General features: G+C 66.0%; 19 protein-coding genes. 8 read left to right on the top strand and 11 right to left on the bottom strand.

The features are described from left to right. Positions 1–4 precede the first annotated feature (4 nt). The 10 genes from ACHAC9_RS07655 to ACHAC9_RS07610 form a co-directional block, all read right to left on the bottom strand. Positions 5–223, bottom strand: a complete 219-nt coding sequence (locus ACHAC9_RS07655; RefSeq protein WP_435758742.1) for a hypothetical protein — start codon at positions 221–223, stop codon at positions 5–7. Beyond that, a complete protein-coding gene (gene fdh3B, locus ACHAC9_RS07650; RefSeq protein ID WP_435758740.1) occupies positions 220–903 on the bottom strand; it encodes a formate dehydrogenase FDH3 subunit beta in 684 nt (227 codons plus the stop codon). The genes ACHAC9_RS07655 and fdh3B overlap by 4 nt, the downstream gene beginning before the upstream one ends. A gap of 22 nt (positions 904–925) precedes the next feature. Further along, positions 926–3745: a formate dehydrogenase subunit alpha gene (locus ACHAC9_RS07645; RefSeq protein WP_435758738.1), complete on the bottom strand. Its 2820-nt coding sequence runs from the start codon at positions 3743–3745 to the stop codon at positions 926–928. Positions 3746–3764: 19 nt separating this feature from the next. After that, on the bottom strand, positions 3765–3989 hold the full coding sequence (locus tag ACHAC9_RS07640) for a twin-arginine translocation signal domain-containing protein (RefSeq protein WP_435758736.1): 225 nt from the start codon (positions 3987–3989) through the stop codon (positions 3765–3767). Positions 3990–4008: 19 nt separating this feature from the next. Continuing rightward, positions 4009–4707 (bottom strand): TorD/DmsD family molecular chaperone, encoded by a 699-nt coding sequence (locus ACHAC9_RS07635; protein ID WP_435758734.1) that lies wholly within the window; start codon positions 4705–4707, stop codon positions 4009–4011. Between the two features lie 132 nt (positions 4708–4839). Continuing rightward, on the bottom strand, positions 4840–4962 hold the full coding sequence (locus tag ACHAC9_RS07630; RefSeq protein WP_435758732.1) for a DUF2474 domain-containing protein: 123 nt from the start codon (positions 4960–4962) through the stop codon (positions 4840–4842). Further along, on the bottom strand, positions 4962–5969 hold the full coding sequence (gene cydB / locus ACHAC9_RS07625) for a cytochrome d ubiquinol oxidase subunit II (RefSeq protein ID WP_435758730.1): 1008 nt from the start codon (positions 5967–5969) through the stop codon (positions 4962–4964). The genes ACHAC9_RS07630 and cydB overlap by 1 nt, the downstream gene beginning before the upstream one ends. Before the next feature lies 1 nt (position 5970). Then, on the bottom strand, positions 5971–7422 hold the full coding sequence (locus ACHAC9_RS07620) for a cytochrome ubiquinol oxidase subunit I (protein ID WP_435758728.1): 1452 nt from the start codon (positions 7420–7422) through the stop codon (positions 5971–5973). A 332-nt stretch (positions 7423–7754) separates the two neighbouring features. After that, entirely contained in the window at positions 7755–8183 is a 429-nt protein-coding gene (locus ACHAC9_RS07615; protein ID WP_435758726.1) for a VOC family protein, read from the bottom strand. Between the two features lie 59 nt (positions 8184–8242). Further along, positions 8243–10078 (bottom strand): DUF885 domain-containing protein, encoded by a 1836-nt coding sequence (locus ACHAC9_RS07610; RefSeq protein ID WP_435758724.1) that lies wholly within the window; start codon positions 10076–10078, stop codon positions 8243–8245. 191 nt (positions 10079–10269) lie between these two features. Here ACHAC9_RS07610 and ACHAC9_RS07605 point away from each other — a divergent pair, with 191 nt between their 5' ends. Continuing rightward, complete coding sequence (locus tag ACHAC9_RS07605; RefSeq protein ID WP_435758722.1) at positions 10270–10671, top strand: TraR/DksA family transcriptional regulator; 402 nt, start codon at positions 10270–10272, stop codon at positions 10669–10671. Positions 10672–10680: 9 nt separating this feature from the next. On the opposite strand, the gene ACHAC9_RS07600 is transcribed toward ACHAC9_RS07605, so the two are convergent. Next, positions 10681–12108 carry an alpha/beta fold hydrolase gene (locus tag ACHAC9_RS07600; RefSeq protein ID WP_435758720.1) on the bottom strand — a complete coding sequence of 476 codons (1428 nt, stop codon included), beginning with the start codon at positions 12106–12108 and terminating at the stop codon, positions 10681–10683. 206 nt (positions 12109–12314) lie between these two features. Here ACHAC9_RS07600 and ACHAC9_RS07595 point away from each other — a divergent pair, with 206 nt between their 5' ends. The 7 genes from ACHAC9_RS07595 (at position 12315) to ACHAC9_RS07565 (ending at position 20555) form a co-directional block, all read left to right on the top strand. Beyond that, positions 12315–13532: a metal-dependent hydrolase gene (locus tag ACHAC9_RS07595; protein ID WP_435758718.1), complete on the top strand. Its 1218-nt coding sequence runs from the start codon at positions 12315–12317 to the stop codon at positions 13530–13532. Between the two features lie 170 nt (positions 13533–13702). Beyond that, positions 13703–15025: a sigma 54-interacting transcriptional regulator gene (locus tag ACHAC9_RS07590; protein WP_435758716.1), complete on the top strand. Its 1323-nt coding sequence runs from the start codon at positions 13703–13705 to the stop codon at positions 15023–15025. A gap of 441 nt (positions 15026–15466) precedes the next feature. Continuing rightward, positions 15467–17431, top strand: coding sequence for a hypothetical protein (locus tag ACHAC9_RS07585; protein WP_435758714.1), 1965 nt, complete (start codon positions 15467–15469; stop codon positions 17429–17431). A gap of 86 nt (positions 17432–17517) precedes the next feature. Next, positions 17518–17970, top strand: coding sequence for a hypothetical protein (locus tag ACHAC9_RS07580; RefSeq protein WP_435758712.1), 453 nt, complete (start codon positions 17518–17520; stop codon positions 17968–17970). After that, entirely contained in the window at positions 17967–18650 is a 684-nt protein-coding gene (locus ACHAC9_RS07575) for a C39 family peptidase (RefSeq protein ID WP_435758710.1), read from the top strand. Before ACHAC9_RS07580 ends, ACHAC9_RS07575 begins: the two co-directional genes overlap by 4 nt. Positions 18651–18659: 9 nt before the next feature. Next, entirely contained in the window at positions 18660–19169 is a 510-nt protein-coding gene (locus ACHAC9_RS07570) for a hypothetical protein (protein WP_435758708.1), read from the top strand. Positions 19170–19193: 24 nt separating this feature from the next. Next, entirely contained in the window at positions 19194–20555 is a 1362-nt protein-coding gene (locus tag ACHAC9_RS07565) for an acetate kinase (protein WP_435758706.1), read from the top strand.

Here is a 20555-nt window from a genome sequence, read left to right as displayed (position 1 = left end):
GCTCCTAGGGGTTGGCGCGGTTGTACTCGTTCTGCTGGTTGGCGCGATTGGTGATCGCGGCATGCCAGGAGAGCTTGTCGTTATGGAACAGCGTCTGGAAGTGGCGCGGATCTTCCTTGCCCGCGTACTCGCCACGGATCCAGGCCGGGTGTTGTTCGACTTCCAGGCAGCCGGACAGGGCCAGCGCCAGCGGCAAGGCCGCGATCAGTTTGCATGTTTTCATGTCGGTAGCTTTCCAGGAATGTTCTGGCTGTCGCCGATCTTCTGGTTTTGGCGTGGCAGGTCGCCGGTCGCCTTCCTCGGGCCGCCGCGCTTGTTCGGACCATAGGCGATCTTCCAGCCCCACAACTCCGGGCCATAGCCGCGCGTCTCGACGCGCTGGCGGTAGATGTCGGCGATCAGGTTCGCTTCTCCAGCGAGCAGCGCCTTCGTGCCGCACATCTCGGCGCAGGCCGGCAGCTTGCCTTCGGCGATGCGGTTGCGGCCGTATTTCTTGAATTCGGCTTCCGACGTGTCCGGTTCCGGTCCGCCCGCGCAGAAGGTGCACTTGTCCATCTTGCCGCGGTGGTTGAACAGGCCAGTCTCCGGAAACTGCGGGGCGCCGAACGGGCAAGCGTAGGAACAATAGCCGCAGCCGATGCATTGGTCCTTGCTGTGCAGGACGATTCCGTCTTCGGTGTGATAGATACAGTTGGTCGGGCACACGTCCAGGCAAGGCGCGTCGGTGCAATGCATGCAGGCGATCGAGACCGAGCGTTCGCCCGGCACGCCGTCGTTGATGGTGACGACCCGGCGCCGGTTCACGCCCCAGGGTGTTTCGTTTTCGTTCTTGCATGCGGTAACGCAGCCGTTGCAGTCGATGCAACGCTCGGTATCGCAAATAAATTTCATCCTTGCGGACATGTTCGTCTCCTGTTCAGGTCCGTCAGGCGCGCACGATGCGGCACAGCGATACCTTGGTTTCCTGCATCATCGTGACCGCGTCGTAGCCGTAGGTCCAGCCGGTGTTGATTGCTTCGCCGCGCACGGTCGGGGCGCCATCCTCGGGGTAGTGGCGCTCGAGATCCTCGCCCATCCACCAGCCGCCGAAGTGGAACGGTGCCCACACCATGCCCACCGGCACGCGTTCGGTCACCATCGCCATCATTTTCATGCGTGCCCCGGTCGGGGTCTCGACCCAGACGTAGTCGCCGATCCGGATGCTGGACTGGACCGCATCCTGCGGATTGACTTCGACGAACATGTTCTGCTGCAACTCGGCCAGCCATGGGTTGGAGCGGGTTTCCTCGCCGCCGCCCTCGTACTCGACCAGGCGCCCCGAGGTCATGATCATCGGGAAGTCCTTCGAGAAGTCCACGTCCTGCACCGACTTGTACAGCGTCGGCAGGCGCAGGAAGTTGGCCTTGTCGTCGTAGGTCGGGTACTTGGCGACCAGGTCGCGCCGCGGCGACAGCAACGGCTCGCGGTGGGTCGGGATCGGGTCCGGGAAGTTCCAGACATTACAGCGCGCGCGCGCATTGCCGAACGGCGCGCAGCCATGCGCGATGACGACCCGGATGATGCCGCCCGAATTGTCGGTCTTCCAGTTCTTGCCCTCGGCCATCGCCTGTTCCTGGGGCGTGAGTTCGGCCCACCAACCCAGTTTCTTGAGGAAGACGTGATCGAACTCCGGATAGCCGGTATCGAGTTCGGAACCCTTGTTGGTCGAGCCGTCGGCCGCCAGCAGGGTCTGGCCGTTGTATTCCACGCCCCAGTTGGCGCGGAAAGGCAGGCCGCCCTCGGCCACTGTCTTGTTGATGTCGTACAAGATCGGGGTGCCCGGGTGTTTCATTTCCGGCGTGCCCCAGCACGGCCACGGCAGGCCGTAGTAGTCGCCCTTGCAGGGACCGGACTCGGCGCGCATGGTGGTCGGGTTGAAGGTGTGCTTGTTCTCCATGTGGAGCTTCAGGCGCTCAGGCGAGCAGCCGGTGTAGCCGATGGTCCAGCATGAACGGTTGATCTCGCGCAGGATGTCTTCGATGACCGGCTCGTTCAGGACGACCTTGATGTTCTTGCACAGCTCGTTATGGAAACCGAGCTTCTTGGCGAACAGGTACATGATTTCGTGGTCGGTCTTGCACTCGAACAGGGGATCGATCACTTTCTCGCGCCACTGGATCGAACGGTTCGACGAGGTGCACGAACCATGGGTCTCGAACTGCGAGGCCGCCGGCAGCAGGTAGACGCCGTCGGTGCGGCCGTGCATGGCGGCCGTCATGCTCGGATACGGGTCGACCACGACCAGCATGTCGAGCTTTTGCATGGCCGCCTTCATCTCGGGCAGGCGGGTCTGGCTGTTCGGCGCGTGGCCCCAGTAGAAGACGGCTTTCAGGTTGGTGGGCTGATCGACGTACTGGTTGTCTTCGTTGACGGCGTCGAACCAGCGCGAGACGGTAATGCCGGGCTTCTCCATCAGCTCTTTCGAGCCGAAGCGCGACAGCATCCAGTTGTAGTCGACGCCCCAGACGCTCCCGAAGTGCTTCCAGGCGCCTTCGGCCAGGCCGTAGTAGCCTGGCAGCGAGTCGCCGTTCGGGCCGACGTCGGTCGCGCCCTGCACGTTGTCGTGGCCACGGTAGATGTTGGCGCCGCCGCCAGGCACGCCGATATTGCCCAGCGCCAGCTGCAGGATCGACAGCGCACGCACGTTGGCGGTGCCGACGTGGTGCTGGGTGATGCCCATGCACCAGACCACGGACGACGGCTTGTTCTTGGCCAGCATCTCGGCGGCCATGCGCACCGAAGCTTCCGGCACGCCGGTGATGTCGGAGACCTTGTCCGGGGTCCATTTCGCCACTTCCTTGCGCACCTCGTCCATGCCGTAGGTGCGGGCAGCGATGTATTCCTTGTCTTCCCAGCCGTTATTGAAGATATGCCAGAGCATGCCCCAGACCAGGGGAATGTCGGTGCCGGGACGCACGCGCACAAAGTGGTCCGCGAAGCGCGCCGTGCGGGTAAAGCGCGGGTCGACCACGATCATCTTCGCGCCCAGCTCCTTGGCGTGCAGGAAGTGCAGCATCGAAATCGGGTGCGCTTCGGCCGGATTCGAGCCGATGAACATCACGGCCTTCGTGTAGTGAAGGTCGTTGAACGAATTCGTCATCGCGCCGTAGCCGAAGGTCTGGGCTACGCCGGCGACGGTGGTCGAGTGGCAGATACGCGCCTGGTGGTCGCAGTTGTTCGAGCCCCAGAAGGCCGCAAACTTGCGCAGCAAATAGGCTTGCTCGTTGTTGTGCTTCGAGCTGCCGATGAGCATGACCGAGTCGGGACCGGATTGCTGGCGCATCTGCAGCATCTTGTCGCCGATCTCGTTGATCGCCGTATCCCAGGAAATGCGCGTGTACTTGCCGTTCACCAGCTTCATCGGGTAGCGCAGGCGGTGCTCGCCGAAGCCGTGCTCGCGCACCGAGGCACCCTTGGCGCAGTGGGCGCCCATGTTGATCGGCGAATCGAAGGCCGCCTCCTGGCGCACCCAGACGCCGTTGCTGACGATGGCGTCGACCGAGCAACCGACCGAGCAGTGGGTGCAGACTGTGCGTTTCAGTTCGGTCTTGACCGGCTCGGCCGCGGCATTGGCGGCCTGCGCCGGCTCGATGACGTTCAGCGGCAAGGTGCGGGCAATGGCGCCAGCACCTGCGGCAACGCCTGCGCCTACAAGGAACTTGCGCCGCTTGACGCCCTTGTCGTTGGAACTCTTTACTAAAGACATGACTGGTCTCCGGGTACGCTCACCAGTAGGCGGCGGTTTGGTAGTAACGACGAATGTGATCGGTCTCGTGGTAGCCCCGCTTGAGCTCGGGTTTCGCTGCCTCGGCTGGTGCGATCTCGGGCTTGGCTTCGGCGCCCGCGGCGACCGCCGCCAGCGCACCCAGGGGCGCGACCCTCAGGAAATTGCGGCGTGACGGATCCGGAATCGGCTCCACCGGCTTGCCTTGTTCGTGCTCGATGTTCATTGCATTTCCCTCGCTACAGTTAGACATCGAAGCCGTCCTCGACAGCAAAAGCTTCGGCTTCGATCGCCAGCAGCGCGGTCACGAAGGCCGCGATCAGCCGGTAGAAATTGGCGCCTTCGGCATTGCGCAGGTCCGAGAGGCAGCGCGCATACCAGGGCGCGATGCGCGCCTCGAAAAAAGCTTTTTGTTCACCCAGCGGCTGGCGCCGGATGCCGGCGCCCCCGGCGATCAGCACGCGCATGGTTTCGCACAGCGCGCCCAGGTGGTCTTCGGACTCGAACACGCCGCGCACGCGGCCGACGCCGAAGCGCGCCAAGTCGGCGCGCAGTTCGGCCAGCGGCGTATCGTTCATGAAGCCCGACAGGTAGAGTGAGCCGTATGGATTGACCACGGGCGTACCGCTGCTGATGAAGAGCAGGTCGAATTCTTCGGACACCGCACTGGCATCCATCACGCTTGACGCGAGCACCAGGTTTTCCCAGGCATCGGCCAGGGCATGCTCGCTGCCGTTCGATTTGATCGGATCGGCTGCCGCGAGGCCGGCCAGCAGGGCCGCATCGGGCGGCGCCAGCAGCAAACTGGCCGCCAGGGCGTAGAGGTCGCTTCTTGCCTGGTCTTCGGCCGCCAGCGGCAGTGCCACCGCGGCGGCGCCGGGGATGCCGGCGCGGGCGGCGCCGGGCGCCGCGCCTTGGTCAATCGGGGGTGCTGCGGACTGCATGGACACTGGTGTCGCTCCGTTAATAAATCTTCATCGAAAGTGTAAGCTTTCCTCTACTAAAACACGCGCACAGTTGAACCTGCGGGGCCAGCCTAGGCTCCCCTGCGCGCCGGAGCGTGCCGCCGCCGCCGATTACCGCATGCCGGCTGCATGCATGATTATACGGATCATGCCGGCAAGAAGATAGAGGGCAAGCACCCCGCCCGCCCACAGCGCGCCGAGCCAGCCCAGGCGCCTCAGCCAGGGCTTCTTCATCAGTGATACCCCGCGTCCGCTTTTACCTTGCCGCGGAAAACCCAGTACGACCAGACCGTGTACATCAGGATGATGGGCAGGATGAACAGGGTGCCGACCAGAGCGAAGCCCTGGCTGCTCGGGGGCGACGCCGCTTCCCAGATCGTGATAAAAGGCGGCACGATGTGCGGCCAGATGCTGATCGCCATGCCGGTGTAGCCGAGGAAGACCAGCGCCAGTGCGGCGACGAAAGGCCAGCGGTGCGGATCGCGCTGGAGGGAGCGCAGCAGGATCGCCATGAACAGCAGCACCAGCACCGGCACCGGCGCCAGGAGCACGATATTCGGGAAGGTGAACCAGCGGTCGGCGACAAACGGGTCGCGCAGCGGTGTCCAGATGCTGACCACGACATCGGCCCCGAGCAGCATCAGCGCGAACGGGCGCGCCACCTGCACCATGCGTTTGTGCAGCTCGCCCTCGGTCTTCATGATCAGCCAGGTGCTGCCCAGCAGCGTGTAGGCGATCATGACGCCGACACCGGCCAGCAGCGGAAACGGCGCGACCCAGTCGAGCACACCGCCCGCATAGCTGCGTCCCGACACCGCGATGCCGTCGAGAAAAGCGCCAAGCGAGACACCCTGAAAGAAGGCGGCGACCACCGAGCCGCCGATGAAGGCCTTGTCCCACAGGTGGCGTCCGCCTTCCTTGGCCTTGAACCTGAATTCGAACGCCACGCCGCGAAATACCAGGCCGACCAGCATGAAGATCAGCGGTAAATACAGCCCGGACAGGATGATCGAATACGCCACCGGGAACGCCGCCAGCAATCCCTCGCCGCCCAGCACCAGCCAGGTTTCGTTGCCGTCCCAGACCGGCGCGACGGTGTTCATCATGGTGTCGCGTTCGCGCTTGCCTTTGACAAACGGAAACAGCATGCCGATGCCGAGGTCGAAGCCGTCGAGCAGCACATACATGAATACGGAGAAATAAATGATCACGGCCCAGATGACCGAGGTGTCGATGCCCATCTCACCCTCCTTTCGGGCCCGGGTCCATGCCGCCCCCGGTGCCATCGTCGTCGTTGCCGACGTCGGCCGCCGACATCGGCCGCATAGGGGTGCGCACTTCGCCCGGTCCGCCTTCGGTGGCCCGGTGCAGCTCGAAGGCCTGCGGCCCCTTCTTCATCATGCGCAGGACGTAGACCGTGCCGGCGCCGAACACGAAGAAATAGGACACGACGAAGATGCCGAGCGTGAGCGCCAGCGCCGGGGCGCCATGCGGCGAGACGGCATCGGCGGTACGCAGAACGCCGTACACCACCCAGGGCTGGCGCCCCACTTCGGTCGTCACCCAGCCGGCCAGGATGGCGACCAGTCCCGCCGGCCCCATCCACAGGGCGGTGCGCAGAAAAGGCCTGGAGGTGAAGATGCGGCCCCGCCTTCGCAGCAGCAAACTCCAGGCGCCGAGTGCGATCATGAGCATGCCCAGTCCCACCATCAGGCGGAAGCTCCAGAACACAATCAGGGAATTCGGGCGGTCCTCGCGTGCGAATTCTTTCAGGCTGGGGATCTGCCCGCTCCAGGAATGGGTCAGGATCAGGCTGCCAAGGTGCGGGATGCCGACCGCGTAGCGGGTCTGCTCGGCCTCCATGTCGGGGATACCGAACAACAGCAGCGGCACGGCTTCGCCCGGCTCGTTCTGCCAGTGCCCTTCCATCGCGGCCAGCTTGGCCGGCTGGTATTTGGCGGTATTGAGCCCATGGAAGTCGCCGATCACGGCCTGGATGGGCGCGACCAGCAGGATCATCCACATCGCCATCGAGAGCATCTTGCGCACCGCCGGATTGTCCCTGCCGCGCAGCAGTTGCCAGGCGCCGGTGGCGCCGACAATCAGCGCCGTCGTCAGGTAGGCGGCGGCCACCATGTGCAGCAGCCGGTACGGAAACGAGGGATTGAAGACGATCGCCAGCCAGTCGGCCGGCACCATGCGGTTGCCTTCGATGGCGTAGCCTTGCGGCGTCTGCATCCAGCTGTTGGCGGCCAGGATCCAGGTGGCGGAAATGAGCGTGCCGACCGCCACCATGCTGGTGGCAAGAAAATGCAGGCCGGGGCCGACCCGGGTCCAGCCGAACAGCATCACGCCGAGGAAGCCCGCTTCCAGGAAGAAAGCGGTCAGCACCTCGTAGGCCAGCACCGGGCCGAGGATGGAACCGGCGAACTCGGACATGTAGCTCCAGTTGGTGCCGATCTGGTAAGCCATCACGATGCCCGAGACCACGCCCATGCCGAACATGACGGCGAAGATCTTCAGCCAGAAGTGGTACAGGTCGACGTACACCTGGCGCTTGGTGCGCAACCAGGACAATTCGAGCACGGCCAGGTAGCTCGCCAGGCCGATCGTCACCGCCGGGAACAGGATGTGAAAGGACATCGTGAACGCGAACTGGACGCACGCCAGATCCAACGCCGACAGGCCGAGCATGTGCCCTCCTTTGGGGTGCGGTGTTCAGAATCTAGCATGGGTAGAGGCGCGCACAATTGGACAATCCGCCCGGACCGGAACCACGTCTACACGGGTGCCGGTGCGCACTTGCACCAACCCATTGAACATTGCCGATAGCGATTATCCGGAACGATGGGATCGCCCGGCGCGACGCTCTATCATCAGGACACCCAGTTCACCCTCCTATCCCGATGGGCCAGGGCATTCCCATTGCCGCCACCGTGCCGATCAGCCTCGGCGCCATCAAGGCCAGCTGCAGCGCCTGCAGCCCGATGAACTGAGACAGATTGTTTCAGTTCGTTTGTTTCAGTTTAGAAAGTGACTGTTACCGAGGGAGCGCTGCGTCTGGCCTCGCCGTGGAAGACGGCTTCGATGTTGTTGCCATCGGGGTCGAGCACGAAGGCGGCGTAATAGCCGGGATGGTAAGAACGTTCCCCGGGGCTACCGTTATCCTTGCCACCGGCCGCCAGTGCCGCCTTGTGGAAGGCCTCGATCATCGCGCGGTCGGCGGCCTGGAAGGCGAGATGCTGGCGCCCCGTCAATTTTCCTTGGGCCGCCTCGCTGTCGGCGCTGGAGACGAACAGTTCGTCGTACCAGAAATAGTCGTCGCCGCTGCCCCCCAGGGGCATCTGCAAGACCTCGAAGATGGCTGTGTAGAAGGCACGGGATGCGGGCAGGTCCCGCACGACCAGCTGGATGTGGTCGATCAGGCGGCCGCGGTGGAGTTCCTGGGTTTCCATGGTGTGCTCCCGAGAAAACACTTCGTGGGATCCGGCGCGGGGCCGGATCGTTCGCTACTTTACGCCTTCGCCTTTTCTTTCGCAATCCACCCGTCCACCAGCTGCGCCAGCACATCGAGCGGCACCGAGCCGGCGCCGAGCACCATGTCGTGGAAGAGCGGCAGCGAGAACTTCGCGCCCAGTTCCGCCTTCGCCTTGTCGCGCAGTTCGACGATGCGCAGCATGCCGATCATGTAGGCCGTGGCCTGGCCCGGCCAGACCACGTAGCGGTCGACTTCCTCGACGTTGATGCCGTAGTCGACCGCCTGCTGGCGCGTCCAGCCTTTGGTGTGGAGACCCGTGTCGACCACCAGCCGGCGCGCGCGGAACAGTTCGGAGCCAAGCGCCCCGAGCAGGCCGGGGACGTCGCCTTCGTACCAGCCCTGCTCGACCGCCAGGCGTTCGGTGTACAGCGCCCAGCCTTCGCTGTGGGCGCTGCCGCCGCTGAAGATACGGGCGCTGCGGTATTTCGGGATGCCGGCCAGCTCCTGCTGGATCGCCAGCTGGAAGTGGTGGCCCGGCACCGCCTCGTGGTACGACAGGCTGCGCATGCGGATCATGTCGAACTTCGGTCCGCGCATCGGCACCCAGAACACGCCCGGACGGCTGCCATCCGGCGCCGGCAGGCTGTAGTGGGCGGCGGCCGAGGCTTCGGTCAGCGGCGGCTCGCGCAGCACGTCGACCGGCGCGCGCGGCTTCAGGTTGAAGAGCGACGCGCTGCGTGCCTGCGCATCCTTGACCATCTCCTTGTACTGCGCCAGGATCGCCGGGCGCGGGTCGCCTTCTCCCTTGGGCTGGAAGGTCGCATCAAGCGCCTTCATGCGCACCTCGATGCTGCCTTCATTGAAGCCGAGCGCGCGCAGGTGTTTGTCCATCTCGCCCTCCAGGCGCGCCACTTCGCGCAGGCCGATCGCGTGGATCTCCTCGCTTGTCAAGGTGGTGCTGGTGAAGTTGGCGATCGCCCGGTTGTAGGCCGCGCCGCCGTTCTGCAGGCGTGAAATGCCGGCCGTGTCGTTGGTGTTCGGATGCAGCCCGGCCATGAAGCCCTGGACGCGGATATAGGCCGGGCGGATCTTCTCCTCGACGATGCGCGTGGCGCGTGCGATGGCGGCGCTGCGCGCTTCCGGTGCCAGGTCCTTCAGCTCGGCGCTGCGTTTCTCGAGCGAAGCGACCAGCACGTTCTGCGGCGCGGCGGCTTTCAGGAAGGTGTCGACCTGGAACTGGGCGCGCTCGAGGATGAAGCGCGGTGGAATCAGTTTGCGCTCGGTCGCGCCGCGAGCGCGCGCCAATGCTTCGTCCATGCGCGTGCCGACCTGCTCCAGGCGCGCCAGCCAGCTGTCGACGTCGGCGGCGCTGCGCATCGGGTGGGTCTGGGTCATGTAGTTGACCAGGCCGACCTGCGGGCCGCCGAACTGCGAGAAGACGAAATTAAAATCTTCAAAGGGCTCGTTCGCGATCACGTTCGAGAGCGACCAGCGCATCACGGAGGCCGAGATCTTCTGGGTGTCGTCCAGCGGACCGGCGATCCACTTGTCGAGGCTCTTGAGCCCGTCACGGGCCTGAACGACCATTTTCTTGCGCTGGGCCGGCGTTTGCGGGGTCAACTGGCGGTCGAGGACGGCCTGTTCGGCGCCGCTGAAGTACTGGGTGCTGCTGGCCAGCTGCGGGTTCATGCGCACCCAGTCGTTGGCGAAGCGCTCGGCCCAGGCGTCGAAGGCGGCGTTCGGCTTGGCGGCGGCGGTTTTTGCGGCCGTCGCCGCCATGGCCGCGTCGGGGAGAACGGCGGCGGCCAGCGCGAGCGGAACGAACAGGGTGGCGACGGCGGCGCGCAGGCTGCGTTGGGAGGAAATCGGCATGGTGTCTCTTCTGGTTATCGTTCGGCAAAGTGCCGGGGCGAATCTAACATGGAAGAGTCGGGACGGACAATCTTTACAGGACGGCAGGGAACGGAGCGCCGCCCAATCCGGCGCGCGCCTGCGCCGTAATCGGCTAGAGTCCTTCCAGACCGTCTTTTTAAAACATTCGCACTCCCACACCAGGAAACCGCATGCCCATCTCGCAATCGCTCCACGAAGACATTGCCAAGCGCCTGAATGACAGCCGCGAAGCCGCGCTTGCCACCGTGCGCGCCCATACCGACCAGGACGCCGATGGCGACGAGCCGCCCGTCATCTCGCCGCGCGCCCACCAGACCCAGAACGACGACGGGCCGACTGCGGAAATGATCGCCCACGACGAGGAACACTTCACCGAACACGAAACGGCCTTGCTGCACGAGATCGACGCGGCCATCGGCCGCCTCGAATCCGGCGGCTATGGCATCTGCATGTCCTGCGGCTGCGAGATCCCCGAACAGCGCCTGCTGGCCACGCCGACGGTGCAGACCTGCGTGCCCTGCCAGGAGCGCATCGAGAAAGAAGAAGGCACCGGGCGCGGCCCGACGATGTAAGGCGGCCGCTCAGTGAGCCGTCGGTACGCCGACGCAGCGCTTGCCCTCGTCAGTACCGAGCACGAACCTGCGCACTTCGGTAACGGCGCAGGTGGTGTCCGACCACAGCACGAAATGCCCACCCATGCGCGCCGTGTACAGCTGTACCGGTCCCAGCTTGCGCAGCGCCTCGATGTGGCGCAGCGCCGCGTCGTAGGGCGTCTTGCCGTCACGGTCGCCGTGGATGACGAGCGTCGGTGGTAGCCGCTGCGGCAGGCGCGCAAACAGGGCGTCGCGTTTGTAGAGCGGGAACGGCGTATTGACCAAGTGGCCCGGGATGCTGCTCGAGAACAGCAGGCTCGCTTCCTCGTCCACCACGTCCTGCGCGCTGCGGCCAGGGCGCAGGTTGTTTTCCGAACCGCTGATCAGAATGACGAGCGGCATCGACGGCGGCGATTGCGGGAAAGACCCGAGTGTTGCCATCTCCTTCTCCACCTCTGCCAGCACGGCCTTCATGCGCTCGCTTTTGCCGGCGTCGAGCTCCTTGATCAGGTAGGGAATCTGCCAGGCCGCGCTTGGCACGTCGAGCAGCGCGCCAAAGAAACGCTTCGGATCGCCGCCCGGGACCGCGCCCAGAAGTTGCGGTTCATGCGCAGCGCGCGCGAGGACCCGGCGGTAGATCGCTTCGACCGGCTCGCCCATGGCGGCGCTGCAACGCGCGCTGCCATCGCAGGCTGTCAGGATCTGGCGGCCGATGGCGTCCGTCACCAGCGAACGGCGGCTCAGGTCGGCCTTCTCGTCGTCCTGCAGCGACACCAGCGAATCGAGGATCACGCCGTCGATGTGCGGCGCGCCCAGCGCCACCGTGCGCAGCACCAGTTGGGTGCCATAGGAGACGCCGTAGACAAAGGTCTTGCCCCGGCGCGACGCGCGTTCGAGCAGGCGTTTCAGGTCGTGCGCCGCATTCGTCTGCGAGAACTGGCGCGTGAAGGCGGGATTGGCGTTCAGGCGGGCGAAGCAGCTGCCCCATTCCGCGCCCGCGAGCGCCGTGCCGCCGGGCGACGCCGGCGTCTCTTCCGGCGTGCACATGCGCGTCGAAAAGCCGGTGCCGCGGTGGTCGGGCATGACGAGTTCAAAGCCTGGAAAGGTGTCGCGCAGCTTCGGCAGCAGGCCGTAGAACGACGCGCCCGGCTCGCCCGGGCCGCCGGCGATCAACCACACGCGGCCCCGATGCGGCCCCGGCGCCGCCGGAAACGTGCGCACGAACAGCGACACCTCGCCGCTGGCCCCGGCCGCGTCCGAGGGGTCCGCCGGGACCTGCTCGATCGCGCACAGGCTGCCGTTCAATGCGGCGTGGGAAGCGGCATCGTCGCAGGGCTTGAAGTCGGCGGCGTGGGCTGCAGCGGACAGTCCCAGCGACAGCAAGGTGGGAAGGATGGCACGGCTCAGCGTATGCATGGAAAGCCTGATTGTTGCGAAAAGAACCAGACTAAACTGACAGCAAGTAATTGTCGACAAAGAACTCGCCTGGCGGATGATTCCATGCAGCGCGCATGAGAAGCTGGTAATTCCTTGACCAAAATCAAAAATTTGAGCTTGACAGTTTGAAACCACGAGTTTGTGTTCAGACCGCTACACCCCGGGACCGGTGCTAGTATTGCACCATGGATAACCTTACCCACTCGCTCGTCGGCCTCGCGCTTGGCGAACTCACCCATCGGCTGCTGCCGCGCGAAGCCGATCCCGCCAAGTCCAGCACGCGCCGGCGCCTGCTCCTGACAAGCGCCGCCCTGGCCAGCAATTTCCCCGACCTCGACCTGGTCCTCACCTCCCTGGCGCCGGCCCCACTCGGCTACCTGCTGCACCACCGCGGCCACACGCATACGCTCCTGTACGCGCTGCCGCAGGCGCTGCTGCTGCTGGCCGCGCTGTGGCTGTCCTGGCCGGCGGCGCGCGCCCTGCTGCGCACCGATCCGTCCGCGCGCCGCGGCCTGGGAGCGGCGACGGTGCTCGGGCTGCTGCTGCACTTCGGCATGGACGCGCTCAACGTGTACGGCATCCACCCGTTCGCGCCGTTTGACGCGCGCTGGTATTACGGCGACATGGTCTTCATCGTCGAACCCGTGTTCTGGCTGGCGCTGGGCACGCCGCTGGCCGCGCATGTCGCCAGCCGGACCTGGCGCCGCCTGTTGCTGGGAGTGCTGCTGGTGGTGCCGGCGCTGTTCACGCTGACTGGATTTCTGCAATGGGGCTCGTTCCTGGGCCTGGCGGCGCTCTGGGCGCTGGCGCTGGTGCTGACGCGCGGCCTGGGCGAGCGTGCCGCCTTGCTGGCCGGCGTGGCGCTGACCGCCTGCTTCGTGCTGCTGCAAGGGGAGATGGCCGAGCGCGCACGCGGCGAGCTGACTGCCGCGCTGCGCCAGAGCGACCCGGGCGCGCTCATCCTCGACCTGCCGCTGTCGGCCTTTCCCGCCAATCCCCTGTGCTGGGGCGCGATTGCCATTACGCGCGACGGGCCTGACGCTTACAGTATCCGCCGCGGCGTGCTGAGCCTGGCGCCCGGCATCGCGCCTCCCTCTTCCTGCCCGCCGGCCATCGGCGGGGTGCGCGTGGCGCCGGGGCCGGGCGCCGTGGCCTGGGCCTGGGACGAACGCGGTTCGGTGACAGCCTTGCGCGCGCGGCGCAGCGATTGCCGTTTCGATGCCTGGCTGCGCTTTGCGCGCGCACCATCGCTGGCCAATGGCGGCGCCACCGACGTGCGCTTCGGCCCGTCCGGCGCAGCGAATTTCTCGACCTTGCCGATCGGCTCGAATACAGTCCAACCCTGCCCGCGAAACGTGCCGCGATGGGGCTATCCGCGCGCCGATCTCCTCGGCATGCCCTAGGGAGGGCGCGCCGTCAAGCCCTGTGTATTGTCGAGTTGGTAACGAAACACGGCGACTTCAATTGTCGGCCGTACAACAGAATAATGCAGTATGCTTACCCGCAGTTACAGGATTCCGGGCGAAGCCAGCAAGCGCCTGCTCCATGGATGCCGCGCAATCTAGGGGGATGGATGGTTCCGAAACGACTACTCTGCATCTCACCCGGTGACCTCGGCGCGATCGATGTCTTGCGCGCGGACATGCCCAGCTGGCAGGTCAGCACCGTGCGCAGCATCGACGAGGCGCGTTCGGCGTTGCGCCAGGATGCCTACCTGGTCGGGTTGCTGATGCACGTAATCGGTTCGCAGCCGCACCTGGAGGTCGAGCGCTTCCTGCGCCAGCACAGTCATATCCAGTGGGTCGGCGTGTTTCGTGCGGAAGCCATCGGGGCGCCCACCTGGCGCGACCTGGTGGCCGACTACCTGTGCGACTATCACACCTTGCCGCTCGACACGCGGCGCCTGGTGCACACGCTTGGCCATGTGCACGGACACGCGCTGCTGCGCCGCCCCCGCCCGCGTCCCGGCACCTCGCCCTCGGCCCTGATCGGCAGCTGCGACGCCATGCTGCGCCTGCGCAGCCAGGTGGAACGCATGGCCAAGGTCGACGCCCCGGTGCTGATCTGGGGCGAAAGCGGCAGCGGCAAGGAACTCACCGCCCAGGCCATCCACCGTCAGTCGCTGCGTTCGACCGGCCCGATGGTGCCGATCAATTGCGGCGCAATCGCGCCCAACCTGATCCACTCCGAACTGTTCGGCTACGAGCGCGGCGCATTCACGGGTGCTGCGCGCGACAAGGTCGGCCTGATCGAGTCGGCCAATGGCGGCACCCTGTTTCTCGATGAGATCGGCGACCTGCCGAAAGACCTGCAGGCCAACCTGCTGCGCTTCCTGCAAGACAGAACCATCATCCGCCTCGGGTCCACGCGCGCCATTCCGGTAGACGTCCGTGTCATTTCCGCCTCGCACGTCAACCTGCAGCAGGCAGTGGCGCGCGGGGATTTCCGTGAAGACTTGTACTACCGGCTGTCGGTGTTGCCGGTGACGGTGCCGGCGCTGCGCGAGCGGCGCGACGACCTGGTCGAACTGGCCGAGCACTTCTTCCACCTGTACTCCGCCGACAAGTCGCCGCGCCTGAAAGGCTTCAGCAGCAAAGCCGTCGAGGCAATCGCGGCGCACGACTGGCCGGGCAATGTGCGCGAACTGATCAACCGCGTACGGCGGGCCATGGTCATGGCCGACGGCAGATGGATCGAGCCGGACGACCTCGACCTCGTCATGCCCTCGCCGCCGATCGACGCGGTGCTCGACGACGCGCGCTGCAGCTCGGAGCGCCTCGCGATCCGCGCCTGCCTCGACCGTACCGGCCAGAACGTCAGCCGCGCCGCGCGCGATCTCGGCGTCTCGCGTACGACCATGTACCGCCTGCTGGCCAAGCACGGGATGCGTGGCTGAGACCGTGCGGTAGCACACCCGTTCGAACCACCCCTGCATCAGCCCGCCGCCTCTCCACGCCCGCCGTTTTACAGCCCAGCTCAGGCACAAGATTCCCAACGCCTTCCGCAGGCGTCGTCTGACGCCCCGAGCCAGCACCCGGGCTGCTTTCCAGCGATCGGCCCCGTTTCCATGCCATACGGCTGGGTCAGCTCAAGGGCACAGTGTCCGCCCCTGACTCTGCCAAACGTTACACAAATGTTCCAGATCCGGTACACACGCACGTCGTTAAATTCCTAGCAACAATGCAAATACGCAATTTCATTGATTTCATGTTTTATTTTGCTTATTTATCAATGGTTTGAGCAACTTAAATTTGCCCTGGCATCCCTCTTGCATAGGAAAGGATTCAGCTGGTACGACCGCCAGCCGAACTCAACCATACACCTTAGGGGAATTTGCATGAACAAGACCTTGCTCGTTACTGCCTTGTCGCTCGCTTTCGGCCTGACTGCCCACGCCCAAGCGCAAACGACGGACCCAACCACAGATTCCTCCACCACCGTGACCCAGACGGGTCCGGGTGTGAACGCCAACGATAGCGGCACGGCAAGTTCGGACAACAATTCGACCAATACGAGTACAGTCAACACCGACAATTCCAATCAAGGCAACAACTCGTCGACCAACACGGCTGACAACTCGAACCAGGGTAACGATTCTTCGTCCCGCGACAACTCGAACCAGGGCAACAATTCGTCGACCAATACGGCGGACAATTCGAACCAGGGCAACGATTCTTCCTCGCGTGACAGCTCGGGCCAGAACCGCAGTTCCGGTGATGCTGCTGCCAGCGCCGCCGGCGCATCGTCTGCCAACAACGGCGGCACCTCGACCTCGACCTTTGCAAGCTCCTTCAACACCTCGAGCGCCACCGCCAACAGCACGCTCAACGGCACGGTCACGGGCAACCAGATCAGCAACATCGGCAACGTCGCCAACAACATGGGCAATGCGAACGGCGCCGGCGCGACCGGCGGCGCAGGTGCGGCCGGCACGGGCGGGGCGGCACGCGGCGACGGCGGCGCGGGTGCGGCCGGCAACGGCGGCCAGGCAGCATCAGGCTCGACCGGCGGGAATGCATCGACCGGTAGCGCAAGCACGGGCAACGCAACGGCCGGCGCAGCGACGGCCGGTTCGGGCGGCGCGGGCGGCGTGGCATCGAATGCGTCGAGCGGCTCGGGTGCTTCGGGCGGCGCGGGCGGCTCGGGTGGCTCGGGTGGTTCGAGCGGTAATGCCGGCGGCGGCACGGGTGGCGCTGGCGGCGCGAGCGGCGCCGGCAGCGGCGGCTGGGGCGGCGAAGCCGGCGGCAACATGGGCGGCAACGGCGGCAATGCGGGCCGTTCGGTCGCCGGCAACGGCGGCGCGGGTGGTTCGACCGGTTCGGCAACCGGTGGCATGGGCGGCAACGGCGCAGCCGGTGCGGCAGGCGGCATGGGCGGCGCGGGCGCATCGGGCGGCAGCGGCGCGGCAGGCGGCGGTGTGACCGTGGGCGGCGCAACGTCCTCCGGCGACTCGTCCGGTGCAGGCGCCGGCGGCAGCGGCAACATGGCATCGAGCGGCAGCGGCGCATCGACACCGGATTCGACCGGCGGGGCCAGCGGCGCGGCTGACGGCGGCACCTCGGGCAGCACCGGCGGCACCGTGACCGGCGGCACCAACACCGCGACGGCAGGCACGGGCACCGGCGGCGCCGGTGGTGCGGGCGCGGCAGGCGGTGCAGGCGGCGCAGGCGCGGCCGGCGGCAATGGCGGCACGGCAGGTTCGGGCGCGATGGCCACCAACACTGCCGGTAGCGGTGCGGCAGGCGGCACGGCGACCGGCGGCACGGGCGGCGCAGGCGCCGCCCTGTCGAGCACCGGCGGCGCGGCAGGTTCGGGCACCAGCGGCTCGGGCGGCGCCGGCGGTTCGGCCACGGCCGGCACCAGCACCGGCGGCGCAGGCGCGGCAGCAGGCGCAGGCGGTGCTGGCGGCTCGACCGGCATGGCATCGAACACCGGCGGCGCAGGTGCGTCGGGCGGTGCGGCCACGTCAGGCAGCGCCACCAACGGTTCGACCTCCTCGGGCGCGGCGACTGCCGGTACCGGCGGCGCGGGCGGCTCGGGTGGCGAAGGCACCGGCGGCATGGGCGGCGCGAGCGGCTCGAACACCGCAGGCACTGGCACCGGTGGTGCCGGCGGCTCGGCGACCAGCGGCAACGGCGGCACCAACACCGTCAATGCCGGCGCGTTCGACATGTCCAACGCGATGACCAACGTCGGCCAGTCGGCAGCAGGCATCATGGTCGTCAGCCAGAACAACGGCTTCTCGTCCCTGATCCAGCAGAGCGTCAACGTCCAGAGCAACCTGAACGTCGGCGGCCAATAAGCCGAACGAAGGCATCCAGTAGCGACGTAGTACGGACACTGCCGCGCCCTTCTCCGCGCGGCAGTGTCCGGATTCAGGGAGACACGATGAACATGCGATTTGCACTACCCGGATTACCCCATGCCTGCGCCCTGGCGCTGGCAGCTGCCCTGTCCGGCCATGCCTGCGCAGCCGAGCCGGTCCTGCTGGACGCGAGCGAACTGAAAGCGCCGGCCATGGAAGGCTTCGAACAGCTGGTGCAGGCCGCGCCCGTCGTGGCGCACGAAAACAGCAACACCCTTGTCATCGGTGGCGACAAAATCCAGGCGGTCGACCTCGACAAGCTCGAGCACGAACGCGGCCGCGCCGACACCGTCCTCAACGACACCAGACTGAACGGCGACGTGGCGAACAACAGTGCCACCAACGTGAACACCGGGTCGAACACGATCGACGCCGGCTCGTTTGCCAACATGTCCGGTATTCCGGTGGTGATCCAGAACAGCGGCGCCAACGTGCTGATCCAGAACGCCACGGTCATCAACCTGCAGTTCCAATGAAATCCGGTACGCTTGTCTGCACCCTCGCCCTGCTGCTTGGTTCACAGCAGGCCAGCGCTGCCGAGCTGTCGCTGCCCAGCGGCATCCGCGTCGGCAGCATGCCAGTCAAGAGCATGAAGGACTTGCGCTTCCAGGCCACTCTGCGCCAGCAGTACGACTTCAGCTGCGGCTCGGCCGCGCTGGCCACGCTGCTCTCGCACCACTACAACACCCCGACCACGGAACAGCTGGCCTTCCAGGAAATGTTCACGACCGGCGACCAGCAAAAGATCCGGCGCGAGGGCTTTTCGCTGCTCGACATGCAGCGCTTCCTGAAGAACCGCGGCTTCACGGCCAACGGCTTCCAGCTGCCGCTCGACAAACTGATCGAAGCGAAGCTGCCGGCCATCGTGCTCATTTCCGACAATGGCTACCACCACTTCGTCGTGGTCAAGGGTGCCGAGGATGGGCGCATTCTGCTGGGCGACCCGTCGCGCGGCACGCGCCTGATGGCGCGCGAACGCTTCGAATCGATCTGGGCCAACCGGATCCTGTTCGTGATCCACGAGAGTCCCATAAAGCCTGGCTTCAACCTCGCCGCCGACTGGCGCAACGCTCCGCGCGCGCCGCTCGGCGAAGGCGCCAGCCGCGCATTGGAAAGTACCTATGGGTTGCCGAAATTCGGCCCCGGCGATTTTTAAGGACATACCATGCGGACACCATTTTTCCTGCCGGTCCTGCTGCTGTCGATGACGGGACTGGCCACGGCCGGGCCGATCGGGTCGGCGCCGACCCAAGTGTTCGACCCTGCCGGGGCGGTCGACCGCGCCACCCTGGACGAGGCGCGCGGCGGCTTCCTCACCGCCGACGGCCTGGTCGTCAGCCTGGGACTCGAACGCCTGGTCAGCATCAACGGCACCGTCGTCGAGCGCACCGAACTGCAACTGGGCGACATCGGCAAGCTCGCGCGCGGCGAAGGCACGATCTCGCGCGACGCCCTGGGCGAATTGCGCCTGATCCAGAACGGCGACGTGCGCACCCTGGCCGGGAATGCATCGAACCTGCTGGGCGGCACCGTCATCCAGAACTCGCTGAACGACCAGATGATCAAGAACCAGACCTCCATCAACGCCACGGTGAACACTGCCGGAATGTTACGTGCGCTCAATTTTGGCGCAAGCCTGAATAATGCTTTGTCAACAGCCGTGGCACCCCGCTGACGGCCCACCTTCATGGAGAGACGTATGCGGAAAATCCCGGCGTTATGTGTAGGCGCCCTTGCCGTCAGCGCGGCGTTCTGTGCCTTGCCGGCGCAGGCACAATCCGTCGAGGAATTGGTGGAACAGGTCAAGGCGATGCGCCAGCAGCTCGATTCGCAGCGCGCGCGTATCGATGAACTCGAACGTGACACGCGCAGCGTGCGCAGCGCTCCGCAACGGCCGCCCGCCGCCGCGCCGGCGCTCGTAACCGAGCCGGTGCTGGCCGGCGGCGCGGTGTCGAACGAAACGCTCGGCGCCACGCGCGGCACCGGCGGCGGCGGCGCGGGCCAACAGCCGGCCGCGCCCGCCGCACCGGTAGGCGGCCCGGCCAGCGCACCGACCGCGCCGACCAACACCGCCGCCGTCGGCCGCGCGCCTTCAAACGACAACCGCCCGCGCGAGGTCGCGCCGATTTTCGAGCAGCCGGGCGTGCTGACGCAGCGCGGCAAATACGTTTTCGAGCCGGCCATCCAGTACGGCTATTCTTCGAGCAACCGCGTGGCATTGGTCGGCTACACGGTCATTCCTGCCCTGCTCATCGGCCTGATCGACGTCCGCGAGGTCAAGCGCAACACGACCACCGCCACGGCCACGCTGCGCACCGGCCTGACCAACCGCATCGAGGTCGAGGCCAAGCTGCCCTACGTTTACCGCAGCGACGCCACCGTCAGCCGCGAAGTCTTCACCGGCACTGCCGTCGAGCGTGCGTTCGAGACCAGCGGCCGGGCCATGGGCGACATCGAACTGGCCGCACGCTACCAGCTCAACGACGGCGGCGTCGACATGCCCTACTTCATCGGCGGCCTGCGCTTCAAGTCGCGTACCGGCAAGGACCCGTTCGAAGTGACGACCGATTGCCAGCGCCGCTGCATCGGCGAAAACATCACCGGCAGCGGCCTGCCGCTGGAACTGCCTACCGGCTCCGGCTTCTATTCGCTGCAACCGAGCCTGACCTGGCTGTTCCCGTCCGACCCGGCCGTGTTCTTCGGCAGCTTCAGCTACCTGCATAATTTCAAGCGCGAGGTCTCGCGCACGGTGCTGGGCGGCGAGAAGGAGTCGCTTGGCGAAATCGCCCCGGGCGGCGTGATCGGCTTCAACTTCGGCATGGGCCTGGCCCTGAACGACAAGGCGTCCTTCAGCGTCGGCTACGACCACAACTCGGTGGCACGCACCAAGCAGTCCGGCCGTACGGTGCCGGGCTCGGTGCGCATGCAGCTCGGCACCTTGCTGATCGGCTACAGCTATCGGCTGACCGACAAGAAAACCCTGAGCGTGGCCGTCGGCGCCGGCCTGACCCGGGATACGCCGGACGTCACCCTGATGGTCCGGGTGCCGATGTCGTTCTGA

The sequence above is a fragment of the Massilia sp. CMS3.1 genome, from assembly GCF_051262535.1.
Taxonomy (GTDB): domain Bacteria; phylum Pseudomonadota; class Gammaproteobacteria; order Burkholderiales; family Burkholderiaceae_D; genus Telluria.
This window is presented reverse-complemented; position numbering and strand designations above follow the sequence as displayed.